Genomic DNA, 12,512 nt, shown 5'->3' on the forward strand with positions numbered 1-12,512 from the left:
CGGACCGCTCGCTTCAGCGCCGCCGCCTGCGTCGCAGGACCACGAACAGCACGACCGCCAGCGCTGCCGCCGCGATGGGCAGCACGCGCTTCAACACCGGAACGCCTGCCGTGTCGATCAGATCGATCGGCTCGTCGGGTACCACTCGGAGATGCTGCTGTTGCGCCACCTCGTCAGGATCCACGGATCCCAGCGTGCTCGCCAGGCATTCCGCGAACTGGTCGACGAGCCTGCCGCTGACCTCGGCGATCAGGCCGCGACCGAGTTGGGCCGGACGGCCCGTGACCGACAGATCGGTCTCGACCTCGACCGAGTCCCCGACCACGAAGGTCACCACGGCCGATGCCGTGCCGTTGCCGCGGGTGTCCTTGCCCGCGGCCTTCATGACGGCACGGCGCAGCACCGGGTCGATCTCGACGAACTCGCCGCTCCCCCGGTACAGCAGTCGCACCGGGCCGAGCTTCACCTTCACCTCCCCGCTGAACGTCTTGCCGTCCACCGAGGTCAGGGTGGCGCCGGGCAGGCACGGCGCCACCCGTTCAGGGTCGATCAGCGCCTCCCACACCTCCTCGGCGGGCGCCGGCGACGTGAACGAGTGCGTCAACTTCATCCCGCGACCGCCGCAGTCAGCGCGCGGCCGGTCAGCACCCGAGCCAGGTTGTCCTTGTAACCGTCACCCGAGGACGCGCGCAGGGCCGCCTCCGAGATCGCCTCAGCGGAAGCCGGCTGCCCGACCAGGGCCGCCTCGACCTCGGTAGCGCGCAACGGCCCGGACCCCACGTTGGTGAGGCCGACCCGGGCAGCGGAGATGGACCCGCCGCGCACCTGCACGGCCGCGGCGACCGCGACGATCGACCAGGCCTGCGCGACCCGGTTGAGCTTCTCGTAGTGCGCACCCCAGCCCGTGTACTTCGGCATGCGGACGTCGATCAGGATCTCGTCGGGTGCCAGCGCGGTTGTGAAGTAGTCGACGAAGAACTCCGCCGCGGGCACCTCACGATGTCCCGAAGGCCCAGCGATGATCATCACGGCGTCCAGGGCGAGCACCGGTGCCAGGAGGTCGCCTGCCGGGTCCGCGTGGCACAGCGAGCCGCCGAACGTGCCGCGGTGCCGGATCTGCGGGTCCGCGATCGTGTCCGTGACCAGGCGGAGCAACAACGCGTGGTCCTGGACCAGATGATCGCGCTGCACCTCGTAGTGCGTGGTCATGGCACCGATGAGCAACGAGTCGCCGTCGTCGCGCACGCCCGTCAGCTCGGTCAGGCCACCGATGTCGATCAACGCCGTGGGTGCCGCCAGCCGCATCCGCAGCACCGGCACGAGCGACTGCCCGCCCGCGATGACCTTGGCGTCCTCGCCCTCCTCGGCGAGCATCCGCACGGCTTCGTCCACAGAGGACGGGAACAGGTACTTGAACTCCGCCGGGATCACGACTGTCCTCCCTGCGCGTCGATGGAGCCGAGCCCACCCGCGGCCACGTCACCCGCACCTGGGTCCGAACGCCCCTGCAGTGCGGTCCACACGCGTTCCGGCGACATCGGCATCTCGATGTCCCGGACGCCCAGGTGCCGCACGGCGTCCAGCACGCTGTTCACCACGGCAGGTGTCGAGGCGATCGTGCCCGCCTCGCCGACTCCCTTGGCGCCCAACGGGTTGGAGGTCGCCGGTGTGGTCGTGCGGTCCGTCAGGAACGCCGGCAGGTCCGCCGCGCACGGCACAAGGTAGTCGGCGAGCGTCGCCGTCGTCAGCGTGCCCATCTCGTCGTGCGTGGCCTCTTCGTACAACGCCTGCGCGATGCCTTGCGCCAGCCCGCCGTGCACCTGACCGTCGACGATCAGCGGGTTCATGACCGTGCCGACGTCGTCCACGGCCACGTACCGGCTGATGCGCACCATGCCCGTCTCGGTGTCGACTTCCGTTGCGCACAAATGGGTTCCGTGCGGGAACGAGAAGTTGTCCGGGTCGAACGTGGCGTCGGCGTCCATGCCGGGTTCCATGCCCTCGGGCAGGTCGTGCGCGACGTGCGCGGCCAGCACCACGTCGCCCAGCGAACGGACCGTCGACGTGCCGCGGACGGAGAACGAGCCGGAAGCGAACTCCACGTCCGCCTCGTCGCACTCCATCATGTGCGCGGCCAGCGTCCGCGCCTTGGCCAGCACCTTGTCCGCCGCGTGCACCAGGGCCGTGCCACCGACCGCCAAGGACCGCGACCCGTAGCTGTCCATGCCCTTGTGCGACGTCGCCGTGTCACCGTGCAGCACCTCGACGTCGTCGAACGGCACGCCGAGCTTGTCGGCGACGATCTGCGACCAGACCGTCTCGTGGCCCTGCCCGTGCGGCGAGGTTCCGGTGATCACCTCGACCTTGCCGGTGGGCAGCATGCGGATCGACGCGGTCTCCCAACCACCTGCGCCGTAACGCAAAGCGCCCAGCACGCGGGACGGCGCGAGGCCGCACATCTCGGTGTAGGTGGAGATCCCGATGCCGAGCTGGACCACATCACCGGAAGAACGACGCCTTGCCTGCTCCTCGCGCAGTTCGTCGTACCCGAACAGCTCCATCGCGCGAGCCGTCGCGGCCTCGTAGTTGCCGGAGTCGTAGGTCAGGCCGGCGACCGTGTTGAACGGGAACTCCTCGTGCTTGATCCAGTTCATCTCGCGGATCTTCATCGGCTCCACGCCGAGCTCGACCGCGAGCTCGTCCATCATCCGCTCGATCGCGAACGTGGCCTCGGGCCGTCCGGCGCCGCGATAGGCGTCCGTGGGCACCTTGTTCGTGAAGACGTTCGTGCAGACGAACCGGTAGGCGGCGAACTTGTAGATCGAGTTGAACATGAACGCGCCCAGGATCGGCACGCCCGGCGTGACCAGGCGCAGGTAGGCGCCCATGTCGGCGAGCAGCTCGACCTTCAGGCCGGTCACGGTGCCGTCGCGGCGGGCGGACAGCGTGATCTTCTGGATCTGGTCGCGGCCGTGGTGCGCGGACAGCATCGACTCGGTGCGCGACTCCGTCCACTTCACCGGGCGGCCCATGCGGCGGGCGACCAGCAGGCACAACAGCTCTTCCGGGGTGACCTGGAGCTTGCCGCCGAACCCGCCGCCGACGTCCGGCGCGATCACGCGGAGCTTGTGCTCGGAGATGCCCGTGACGGCGGACAGCATCCACCGCAGGATGTGCGGGATCTGCGTCGCCGACCAGACGGTGAACATGCCCGCGGTCGTGTCCACGACGACCGACCGCGGTTCCATGAACGCCGGGATCAGCCGCTGCTGCCGGAACGTCCGCTCGATCACGACCTCGGCGGAGGCGATCTCGTCCTCGACGTTCGTCCCTGCCCCCGCCTCGGCGGAGTCGAAGATCCACGTCGCGCACTTGTTCGTGCCGAGATCCGGGTGCACCAGATCGTTGTCCCGCAACGCTTCTTCCATGTCGAGCACGACCGGGAGCTCGTCGTAGTCGACGTCGATCGCTTCCAGCGCGTCCGCGGCGTGGTACGCGCTGTCGGCGATCACGAGAGCGACGGCCTCGCCGGCGAAGTTGACCTGGTCCACGGCCATGGCGGGCGCGGGCGGCGACTTCATGTCCTCGGTGATCGGCCACGCGCACGGCAGAGAGCCCTGCTCGGCGGCGAAGTCCTCACCGGTCAGCACCACGGCCACACCGGGCATCGCCGTGGCGCGGCTGACGTCGATGCCGGTGATGCGGGCGTGGGCGACGGGACTGCGCAGCACGGCCATGTGCAGCATGCCGGTCAGCTGGAGGTTGTCGGTCCACCTCGTCTGGCCGGTGATCAGCCGGGCGTCCTCCTTGCGGAGCCTGGCCTTGCCGATCTCCGGTTCCGCTGTGGCGGTCATTCGCCACCTACCGGCTGCTTGGAGCTGATGTGCTCGTCGCTGTGCTGTTCCTGCTTCGGGCCCGCGCCTGGTTTCATCCGCTGGGCGGCGTCCTGAACCGCGCGCACGATGTTCTGGTAGCCCGTGCAGCGGCAGAGGTTGCCCTCCAGGCCTTTGCGCACGGTCTCGTCGTCGGGATCGGACTCGTCGGCGAGCAGGTCGATGGCCTGCATGATCATGCCGGGAGTGCAGAAACCGCACTGCAAAGCGTGGTTGGAGTGGAACGCCTCCTGCACCGGATGCAGCTTGCCGTCGCGAGCGAGGCCTTCGATGGTGGTGACCTCGTGCCCGTTCGCCTGCACGGCCAACATCTGGCACGACTTCACGCTGTGGCCGTCGAGGTGGACGGTGCAGGCGCCGCAGTTGCCGGTGTCGCAACCGACGACGGTGCCGGTCTTGCTCAATCGCTCCCGTAGGTAGTGGACGAGCAGGAGGCGGGGTTCGACCTCGTCGGCGTATGTCACTCCGTCGACGTTGACCGAGATGTGCATTGACCCCTCCCAGGGGTGGTGGGCCTTGAGTGACGAGGGTCACTCCAGCTTGCTCCCTGTTTGCGGGTTCAACAACCCGATCAGTGATGAATCGGTTCACCAAGATCGACCAGACGCCGTCCGGATCCCTTCCACCGCAAGGAAATGATCTCCGCGGCGATCGACACCGCCGTCTCCTCCGGTGTCCGCGCGCCCAGATCCAGGCCTATCGGCGAGGCCAAAGCCTCTAGCTCACCCTCGGTCAAACCTGCTTCCCGCAACCGTTGCAGACGATCTTCGTGCGTTCGGCGGGAACCCATCGCACCCACGTAACCGACCTTGAGTCGCAACGCGACCTCCAGCAGCGGCACGTCGAACTTCGGATCATGGGTCAGCACGGCGATGACCGTGCGTTCGTCGAGCTTGGACGCTTCGGCCTGCAGATACCGGTGCGGCCAGGCGACGACGACCTCGTCCGCCTCGGGGAACCGGCTGCGCGTGGCGAACACCGGTCGCGCATCGCAGACGGTGACGCGGTAGCCGAGGAACGCGCCGAGCCGGGCCATCGCCGCGGCGAAGTCGATCGCTCCGAACACGAGCATGCGCGGCGGCGGTTCGAACGAGTTCACGAAGACGCTCATGCCCTCGCCGCGCCGCTGACCGTCCGGCCCGTACTGCAGCACGCCGCTCCGTCCTGAAGCGAGCATCCCGCGCGCGTCGTCCGCGACGGCGTCGTCGATCCTCGAAGACCCGAGGCTGCCGTCACGGCGGTCGGGCCAGACGACCATGCGCCGCCCGATGCCGTCCGGGTGCTCGACGACCGTCGCTACGGCCACCGGCTCCTCCGCGCGGACCGTCTCCACCACCTCACCGAGCTGGGGAAACGTCTCGGCGTTGATCTTCTCGACGTAGATGTCGATGATCCCGCCGCAGGTCAGCCCTACCGCGAACGCGTCGTCGTCACTGACCCCGTACCGCTGCAGAACAGGCCCCTCGGTCTCCTGCGCAAGCTCGTACACCGCACCCTCGACACACCCGCCGGACACGCTGCCGACCGCCTCGCCGTCCTGCGTCACGAGCATCGCCGCACCCGCGGGCCGGGGCGCCGAGCTGAAGGTCGCGACCACCGTGCCGACCCCGACCGTCTCGCCGTTCGCCACCCGTTCGGCGAGGTCGTAGAGGACATCACGCACGGCGCACCTCCTTCAGCAGTTCTTCCAACGCGTGCACGCTGTGGCCCGCGACCATCGTGTCGACGTGCGGGAGCGCCGCCTGCACACCTCGCTGGACAGGCCGGTAGCCGGACTTGCCCGCGTGCGGGTTGGCCCAGATGACCTTGTGGCTCACGCGCCTCAGCCTCGCCATCTCGGTCGCCAGCAGGCTCGGGTCGCCGCGTTCCCAGCCGTCGCTGAACAGCACGACCACCGCACCTCGTTGCCACCACTGCTGGTTGAACCGCCGCAGCGCGTCGCCGAGCCGGGTGCCGCCCTCGTAGTCGGGGATCGCGCGGCCGGCGGCCCGCAGCGCCCGGTCCGGGTCGCGTTCCCGGAGCTGACGGGTCACGCGGGTCAGCCGGGTGCCTATCGTGCGGACCTCGACGGGCATCGCGTGGGCGACGACGTGCGCGAACCTCAGCAGCGCGTCCGAGTAGGCCGCCATCGAGCCGGACACGTCGATCAGCAGCACCAGCCGGCGTGGTTTCGAGCCGCGCCGGCGATGCCGCGGCAGGGCGATCTCGCCGCCGGTCTCGATCATCGCGCGCACCGTGCGGGCCAGGTCCATCCGGCCACGACGGGCCTTGCGGAGCCTGCGCGACCGCCGGCGCGGCGGCAGCGGGTTCAGCCGGGCGATCAGCGGTGCCGCGTCGAACTCGGAGATGTCCTTGTGCTTCAGCACTTCCACGTCGGACGCGGCCACGCCGACGGTCATCGAGTCGAGTTCGACCGTCGTGCGCGGACGGGGCGGGGTGCCGCCGAAGTACGCCCGGTACGCGGCGTCGTAGCGCGGCAGGTCGTCCGGGTCGGCACACAGCGTGAGGCGCCCGGCCCAGTAGAGGTCGACGTGCTCGGTGGCCCGCAGGAACGCCTGCACGCGATCGGGCCCGCACTGCAGTCCGGCGCCCCGCAGGACGCGCGTGAACCCGACGCAGGCTTCCGTCACCCCACGATTGTGCTCCCGATCACGCGTTCCGCGTCCTCCCGGTACTTCAGGACCGCCCCGAGGGTCGTCGCGTCCGGTTCCGCGCGGCCCAGCGCCTGCAACGCCCGCGCCCAGTCGAGCGACTCCGCGACGCCCGGCGGCTTCAGCAGGTCGAGGCCCCGCATCTTCTGCACGGCCTCCGCGACCCGGACGGCGAGCCGTTCGTCGAGGCCGGGCAGGGTGCGGCGCAGGATCGCGACCTCGCGCTCCAGCGACGGGTGCTCCAGCCAGTGGTAGAGGCAGCGGCGCTTCAACGCGTCGTGCACCTCGCGGGTCCGGTTCGAGGTCAGCACGGTCAGCGGGGGCGTCGTCGCCCTGATCTCGCCGAACTCGGGGATGCTGACCGCGTTCTCGGACAGCACCTCCAGCAGGAACGCCTCGAACTCGTCGTCCGCCCGGTCGATCTCGTCGACGAGCAGCACGCACGGCGCGCTCTCCAACGCCTGCAGCAGTGGTCTGGCGAGCAGGAACCGTCGTGTGTAGAGGGACGCCTCGTCCACCTCGCCGCGCGTCTCCAGCACCCGCAGGTGCATGAGCTGGCGCGGGTAGTCCCAGTCGTACAGGGCCTGCGTGGCGTCGATGCCCTCGTGGCACTGCAGGCGGATCAGCGGCACGTCCATCGACTTGGCCAGCGCGAGCGCGAGCGAGGTCTTGCCGGTGCCGGGTTCGCCTTCGAGGAACAGCGGCCGCCCCATCCGGACCGCGAGGAACGCCGCCGTGGCGATCCCGCCGTCCGGCAGGTACCCCGCGTCGTCGAGCCCTGACGCAAGCTCCTCAGGGGACTGCATGGGCCTCAGGGTACGACTAACCTGAACGGATGGGGTCGATCAAGAAAGTCCAGATCACGTTCGACTGCGCGGAACCCGTGCGCGTCGCCGAGTTCTGGAGCCAGGTGCTCGGGTACGACGCTCCGCCGGAGAGCGACGGTTCGTGGTCGGCGGTCGCCGACCCGACGGGTGAGGGCCCGCGGTTCTACTTCCAGCGCGTTCCCGAGAGCAAGGTCGTCAAGAACCGGGTGCACGTCTGCGTGCGGGCCGGCACCGGGCTCGTCGGCGCGGAACGCCTCGCCGTGCTCCAGGCCGAGCGTGCCCGGCTGGAGGCGATCGGCGCGGTGTGCGTGCGCGTGATGGAAGCCGACGAGGAGAACGAGTCCTGCATCGTGATGCAGGACGTCGAGGGCAACGAGTTCTGCCTCGACTGAACCCTGGGGTCACCACCCCGGATCAGGGTCGGGTTCGGGGTGGTCACCGATGTGCCGGAGCTCGAAACCGGCGACTCTAGGTGCATGACGAACAACGTGCTCAACGACGCGACAGCCCAGGTCAAGAAGCTCCGCAGGAGTCGCAGCGACAAGATGCTCGCCGGCGTCTGCGGCGGCGTCGCCAAGATGATCGGCGTGGACGCCGCGATCCTGCGGATCATCCTCGTGGCGGCGACGCTGCTCGGGTTCGGCACCGGAGCGCTCCTCTACGTCGCCGCCTGGATCCTCATGCCCGAGGAAGACGTTGCGATGTGATCACCGCGGGAAACCGGGCACACCGGGTAGTCGCTGCCAGGGGTGGGGACCGTTGAGGGGCCGGTACTCCACCCCCAGGGCGTCGAGCCTGGGGAGGTGGTGCTCCTGCAGCCGCCGCACGAACCCGGGATCCTTCTCCGCCGGGGACCACACGACCTCGGCGAACGCGGCCAGCCTCGGGAACGCCGCGTAGTCCACCCGCCGGGCCGAGTCGAGGTGCTCGGTCCAGATGTTCGCCTGCGCGCCCAGCAGCCGTCCGGGTTCCTCGCCCGTGAGGCCTTCTGGCACCGGCTCCCACGCGTAGACGTCCTCCAGCGTGGTCACCGTTCCCACCGGAATCGGTTCGCCGGGCGAGTCCGACTGCCGGTAGTCCAGGTAGACGTGCTGCTCAGGGCACATGACCACGTCGTGACCCTCGCCCAGCGCCGTGATGCCGCCCTCGACGCCGCGCCACGACGCGACGACCGTGCCGGCAGGCAGCGGACGGGCGTCCAGGACCTCGTCCCACCCGTACGGCCGCCGGCCCTTGCTCACGATGTGCTCCGCGACGGCCCGGACCAGCACGCCGTCCTCGTGGCCGGGAGCCTCGTCGCCGCCGAGCCCGATGACCTCCGCGGGGAAGACGTCCATCAGCTCGTCGAACACGTTCCGGTAGAAGTCCACTGTGGACTCGTCGGCGTTGAGCACGCGTTCGTTGACGCCCCAGTCTGTCCAGACACCGCCACCGTGCACGCCCAGTTCCGGGTAGGCCGCGATCGCCGCCTGCGAGTGGCCGGGGATGTCGATCTCCGGGACCACCGTGACGTGCCGCGCCCGTGCGTACTCGACGATCTCCCGCAGGTCCTCCTGCGTGTAGAAACCACCGTGCGGACGTCCTTTCATGCCCGCGGAACGCCGGTCGCCGAACCGCGAGTCCTCGCGCCACGACCCGACCTCGGTGAGCTTCGGGTAGCGCTTCACCTCGAAGCGCCAGCCCTGGTCGTCGGTGAGGTGCAGGTGCAGGACGTTGAGCTTGTGCACCGACAGCAGCTCGACGTACCGCAGCACCTCCCGTTTGGGCAGGAAGTGCCGCGAGACGTCCAGCATCACGCCACGCCACTCGAACCGCGGGTAGTCGACGACCTCGCACGCGGGGATGACCGACGGTTTCTCCCCCGCCGCGCGGAACGCCTGGGCACCGAGCAGCTGCCGCAACGTCTGCAGCGCGTTCATCTCGCCGGCCGCGTCGTTCGCCTCGATCAGCACACCGTCGTCGGACGAGAGCAGCCGATAGCCGCCGGGAGGGCCGTCGACGAGAACGGTCTCCCAGCCCTTGTACTCGCAGTGCCTTCCACCGTCCACGTAGGACACCGGGCGTGGCAGCAGGTTCATCCCTTCACCGCCCCCGCGAGGCCGGACACGAGCCGGCGCTGCACGAGCACGAAGAAGATCAGCACGGGGATGGTCATCAGGGTGGAGCCCGCCATGATCGCGCCCCAATCGTTCTGGTCGGGTTTGACGAACACCTGGAGAGCCAGCGGCAGGGTCTGGTTCTCCACGGCCGAGATGATGAACGTCTTGGCGAACAGGAAGTCGTTCCAGGCGTGGATGAACGACAGCACCGACGTCGCCACCAGGCCGGGCGCGACGAGCGGGAACAGCACCTGCCACAGGAACCGGAACCGCGAGGCGCCGTCCAGGGTGGCGGCCTCCTCCAGTTCCACCGGCACCGCGGCGACGAAGCCCCGCAGCATCCAGATCGCGAACGGCAGGCTGAAAGCCAGGTGCACCAGCACGAGCGAGCCGAGGTGGTTCAGGCCGAAGACCGGAACGCTGTCGCCGACGGACCGCATCAGGAAGAACAGCGGCACGGTCAACGCCTCGACCGGCACCATCTGCACGACCAGCAGCATGATCAGCAACGTCGTGCGGCTGCGGAACCGGAAGCGGGTCAGCGCGGTCGCCGCGAGGAACGAGATCAGGATGCTCAGAGCGACCACGATCAACGCGACGATGATGCTGTTCATGAAGTAGCGCCCGAAGTTCGCCACGGTCAGCGCCCGCGTGAAGCTGTCGAGCGTCGGCCTCGTCGTCCACGGCACCGGGTCGGCCGAGATGATCTCGTCCTCCGGCTTGAACGCGGACAGCACCATCCAGAACAGCGGGAACGCCACCACGGCGGCGATGATGAGGACGAAGCCCTCGGTCAGCCAGCGCCTCACAGGACCTCCCCCGACCGCCGCAGCGCGCGGAGGTAGAACATCGTGATTCCCAGCAGCAGCACGGTCATCACGACACCGATGGCCGCGCCCAGGCCGTACTCCGACGCCGCGAACGCCTGCTGATAGGCGTAGACGTTGAGCACGAGGTTGCGTCCGGCGATGCCGCCGCCGTTCGTCATCACGTAGATCTGCGTGAAGACCTTGAAGTCCCAGATGATCGACTGGATCGTCACCACGAGGATGATCGGCTTCAGCAACGGGAGCGTGACGCTCCACGCCGTGCGGAACGCCGACGCGCCGTCCAGTGCCGCGGCCTCCAGCACCTCGCCCGGAATCGCCTTGATGCCCGCGAAGAGCGTCACCATGACGAACGGGAACGAGCACCAGATCACCTGTGCGGCGACGAGTCCGAACGCCGTCCACTTGTCGAACGTCCAGGAGAAGCCCTGGATGCCCAGGACCTCGTTCACGAACCCGAAGTTCGCGTCGAACAGGAAGAGCCAGATCGTCGAGCCGGCGACGGCGGGCGTCGACCACGCGCCGAGCGCCGCCAGGAACAACGTCATCCGGACCCACGTGCGGACCCTCGTGGCGAGGATCGCGAGAAAAGCGCCCACTAGCAACGTGCCGACCACGCAGACCGCCGCGAAGGCGACGGTCTGCCCGAGCACACCCCAGAACTGCTGGTTCCCCAGCAGGTTCCGGTAGTTCCCGAGACCGAGGAACTCGAGCGGCGCGCCGCCGCTGACCTGTTCCTGGCCGTAGTCGTAGAGCGAGATGAGCACCAGCTGGTAGATCGGGTAGGCCAGCAGGCCCCCGAGAACCAGCAGCGCTGGAGCCAGGTAGGCGAACGCGGTCCGCCCCTGGCCTTTGGCCGTCATGCTCACGACGTGAAGGCCGCGTTCATCGTCTTGGCGGCGTCGGCGGTGGCCGTGTCGACGTCCTTCGCGCCGGTGACGATCTCCTGGAGCATCGTCGGCACCACGGTCTGCGCCTCGATCTTCGCCCACGCCGGCGTGACGGGGACGAACTTCGTGCCGGACTGCAGCGTCTTCGTGAACGGCTCCAGGAACTTGTCGGACTCCGCGACCTGCTTCTGCACGTCGGTGAACGTCGGCAGGTTGCCCATCGCCGTGTACATCTTCTGCTGGTACTTCTTCGACGCGAGCAGCTGCGTGAACTCGTTGGCGAGCGTCTTGCGCTGCGTGCCCTTCATGACGCCGAGCAGGTTGCCGCCGGCGAACGCGGGCGCGACCGAGCCCTTGGTCTTGCCGGGCAGCGGCACGACGCCGTACTTGCCAGCAGCGGAAGAGGCGTCGACGGACTTGCGGTTGAAGTCGCCGCCGATCGTCATCGCGGCCTTGCCCGCGCGGAACGCCTCGACGCTCGCGTCACCGCCGTTGCCCGCGCAGGTGGCGGGCGGGCAGATGTCGTCCTTGATCAGCTCGGTGTACTTGGCGACACCGGCCCTGGACTCGGCGCTGTCGATCGCGGCGGTGAACTTGCCGCCGTCGGACTTGGCGATGTCCCCGCCCTGCGCCCAGATGAACGGCAGCGCGGCGAACAGGTACTTGCCGCCGGCGGAGATGCCGATCAGTTCCGGCTTCTTCTGCCGGATCTCACGGGCGAGCGGCGCGATCTCGTCCAGCGTCGTCGGCGGCTTGAGGCCGAGCTCGGTGAACACGTCCGTGCGGTAGTACAGCGCGCGCACGCCGACGAACCACGGCACGCCGTACGTCTTGCCGTCGACCTTGGCCGTGTCGAGGATCGTCGGGACCAGGTCCTTCGACTCGTCCCACTTGCTCAGGTCGAGCTCCGAGAAGCCACCCGCGGAGACGTAGCCCGCCAGGTCGGTGTTGCCGAACTCGGCGACGTCCGGCGCGCTCTTCGGGTCGCTGAAGGCGGCCTTGAAGCGTTCCGCCCGGCTGGACACCTGGATGTACTGCACGTCGACGGTCACGCCGCTGTGCTTGCCCTGGAACTCCGAGATCGCCTCCTTGACCACGGCCTCCTTGGGGCCGCGGTTGACCTCGTCGAACAGCCAGACCCGCAGCTGTCCCGTCTGCTCGTCCGTGCCCGAGCTCGTCGGACCTGACTGCACCGGTGCGCAGGCGACCACCGCGCCCACGCCCAGCACGGCCACAAGTGCCTTCAGCCTCATCGCGCCCTCCGCATTGCATATAGTGCAACAGCCATTTCACATGGAGCAACGTGACTGTAGAACGGCGAAGGG

General features: G+C 68.9%; 13 protein-coding genes. 2 read left to right on the plus strand and 11 right to left on the minus strand.

Going from position 1 to position 12,512, the window contains the following annotated elements:
• Window positions 1-13 precede the first annotated feature (13 nt).
• From SK571_RS17690 to SK571_RS17720, 7 genes are all read right to left on the minus strand, one after another.
• The gene (locus SK571_RS17690; protein ID WP_319985180.1) at window positions 14-610 is read right to left on the minus strand and encodes an SRPBCC family protein; all 597 of its coding nucleotides are present in this window, start codon (window positions 608-610) and stop codon (window positions 14-16) included.
• Window positions 607-1,431 (minus strand): FAD binding domain-containing protein, encoded by an 825-nt coding sequence (locus SK571_RS17695; RefSeq protein ID WP_319985181.1) that lies wholly within the window; start codon window positions 1,429-1,431, stop codon window positions 607-609. The genes SK571_RS17690 and SK571_RS17695 overlap by 4 nt, the downstream gene beginning before the upstream one ends.
• Complete coding sequence (locus SK571_RS17700) at window positions 1,428-3,854, minus strand: xanthine dehydrogenase family protein molybdopterin-binding subunit (RefSeq protein WP_319985182.1); 2,427 nt, start codon at window positions 3,852-3,854, stop codon at window positions 1,428-1,430. Before SK571_RS17700 ends, SK571_RS17695 begins: the two co-directional genes overlap by 4 nt.
• Window positions 3,851-4,384, minus strand: a complete 534-nt coding sequence (locus tag SK571_RS17705; protein WP_258947081.1) for a (2Fe-2S)-binding protein — start codon at window positions 4,382-4,384, stop codon at window positions 3,851-3,853. Before SK571_RS17705 ends, SK571_RS17700 begins: the two co-directional genes overlap by 4 nt.
• Before the next feature lie 80 nt (window positions 4,385-4,464).
• Window positions 4,465-5,556 carry an XdhC/CoxI family protein gene (locus tag SK571_RS17710; RefSeq protein ID WP_319985183.1) on the minus strand — a complete coding sequence of 364 codons (1,092 nt, stop codon included), beginning with the start codon at window positions 5,554-5,556 and terminating at the stop codon, window positions 4,465-4,467.
• Window positions 5,549-6,523, minus strand: coding sequence for a vWA domain-containing protein (locus SK571_RS17715; RefSeq protein WP_319985184.1), 975 nt, complete (start codon window positions 6,521-6,523; stop codon window positions 5,549-5,551). The genes SK571_RS17710 and SK571_RS17715 overlap by 8 nt, the downstream gene beginning before the upstream one ends.
• A complete protein-coding gene (locus tag SK571_RS17720; protein ID WP_319985185.1) occupies window positions 6,520-7,350 on the minus strand; it encodes an AAA family ATPase in 831 nt (276 codons plus the stop codon). Before SK571_RS17720 ends, SK571_RS17715 begins: the two co-directional genes overlap by 4 nt.
• Before the next feature lie 29 nt (window positions 7,351-7,379).
• Between SK571_RS17720 and SK571_RS17725 the strand changes: the two genes are divergently transcribed.
• Together SK571_RS17725 and SK571_RS17730 are read left to right on the plus strand one after the other, a co-directional pair.
• Window positions 7,380-7,763 (plus strand): VOC family protein, encoded by a 384-nt coding sequence (locus SK571_RS17725; RefSeq protein ID WP_319985186.1) that lies wholly within the window; start codon window positions 7,380-7,382, stop codon window positions 7,761-7,763.
• Window positions 7,764-7,847: 84 nt separating this feature from the next.
• On the plus strand, window positions 7,848-8,078 hold the full coding sequence (locus SK571_RS17730) for a PspC domain-containing protein (RefSeq protein WP_319985187.1): 231 nt from the start codon (window positions 7,848-7,850) through the stop codon (window positions 8,076-8,078).
• On the opposite strand, the gene SK571_RS17735 is transcribed toward SK571_RS17730, so the two are convergent.
• From SK571_RS17735 to SK571_RS17750, 4 genes are read right to left on the minus strand one after another with little or no spacing between them, the layout of a single operon-like run.
• Window positions 8,079-9,449 (minus strand): beta-N-acetylhexosaminidase, encoded by a 1,371-nt coding sequence (locus SK571_RS17735; protein WP_319985188.1) that lies wholly within the window; start codon window positions 9,447-9,449, stop codon window positions 8,079-8,081. It lies immediately after the preceding gene.
• On the minus strand, window positions 9,446-10,279 hold the full coding sequence (locus SK571_RS17740; protein ID WP_245777631.1) for a carbohydrate ABC transporter permease: 834 nt from the start codon (window positions 10,277-10,279) through the stop codon (window positions 9,446-9,448). The genes SK571_RS17735 and SK571_RS17740 overlap by 4 nt, the downstream gene beginning before the upstream one ends.
• Window positions 10,276-11,160, minus strand: a complete 885-nt coding sequence (locus SK571_RS17745) for a carbohydrate ABC transporter permease (protein WP_319985189.1) — start codon at window positions 11,158-11,160, stop codon at window positions 10,276-10,278. Before SK571_RS17745 ends, SK571_RS17740 begins: the two co-directional genes overlap by 4 nt.
• A gap of 2 nt (window positions 11,161-11,162) precedes the next feature.
• Window positions 11,163-12,440 (minus strand): extracellular solute-binding protein, encoded by a 1,278-nt coding sequence (locus tag SK571_RS17750; protein WP_319985190.1) that lies wholly within the window; start codon window positions 12,438-12,440, stop codon window positions 11,163-11,165.
• Window positions 12,441-12,512 lie beyond the last annotated feature (72 nt).

Origin of the sequence: Lentzea kristufekii (assembly GCF_033949925.1) — a bacterium.
Classification (GTDB): domain Bacteria; phylum Actinomycetota; class Actinomycetes; order Mycobacteriales; family Pseudonocardiaceae; genus Lentzea; species Lentzea kristufekii.

Excerpts from the sequence above, each read along its gene's own strand:
- SK571_RS17750 (WP_319985190.1), bottom strand. The coding sequence starts at position 12,440 with ATGAGGCTGAAGGCACTTGTGGCCGTGCTGGGCGTGGGCGCGGTGGTC.
- SK571_RS17700 (WP_319985182.1), bottom strand. The coding sequence starts at position 3,854 with ATGACCGCCACAGCGGAACCGGAGATCGGCAAGGCCAGGCTCCGCAAG.
- SK571_RS17730 (WP_319985187.1), top strand. The coding sequence starts at position 7,848 with ATGACGAACAACGTGCTCAACGACGCGACAGCCCAGGTCAAGAAGCTC.
- SK571_RS17720 (WP_319985185.1), bottom strand. The coding sequence starts at position 7,350 with ATGCAGTCCCCTGAGGAGCTTGCGTCAGGGCTCGACGACGCGGGGTAC.
- SK571_RS17745 (WP_319985189.1), bottom strand. The coding sequence starts at position 11,160 with ATGACGGCCAAAGGCCAGGGGCGGACCGCGTTCGCCTACCTGGCTCCA.
- SK571_RS17725 (WP_319985186.1), top strand. The coding sequence starts at position 7,380 with ATGGGGTCGATCAAGAAAGTCCAGATCACGTTCGACTGCGCGGAACCC.
- SK571_RS17705 (WP_258947081.1), bottom strand. The coding sequence starts at position 4,384 with ATGCACATCTCGGTCAACGTCGACGGAGTGACATACGCCGACGAGGTC.
- SK571_RS17735 (WP_319985188.1), bottom strand. The coding sequence starts at position 9,449 with ATGAACCTGCTGCCACGCCCGGTGTCCTACGTGGACGGTGGAAGGCAC.
- SK571_RS17690 (WP_319985180.1), bottom strand. The coding sequence starts at position 610 with ATGAAGTTGACGCACTCGTTCACGTCGCCGGCGCCCGCCGAGGAGGTG.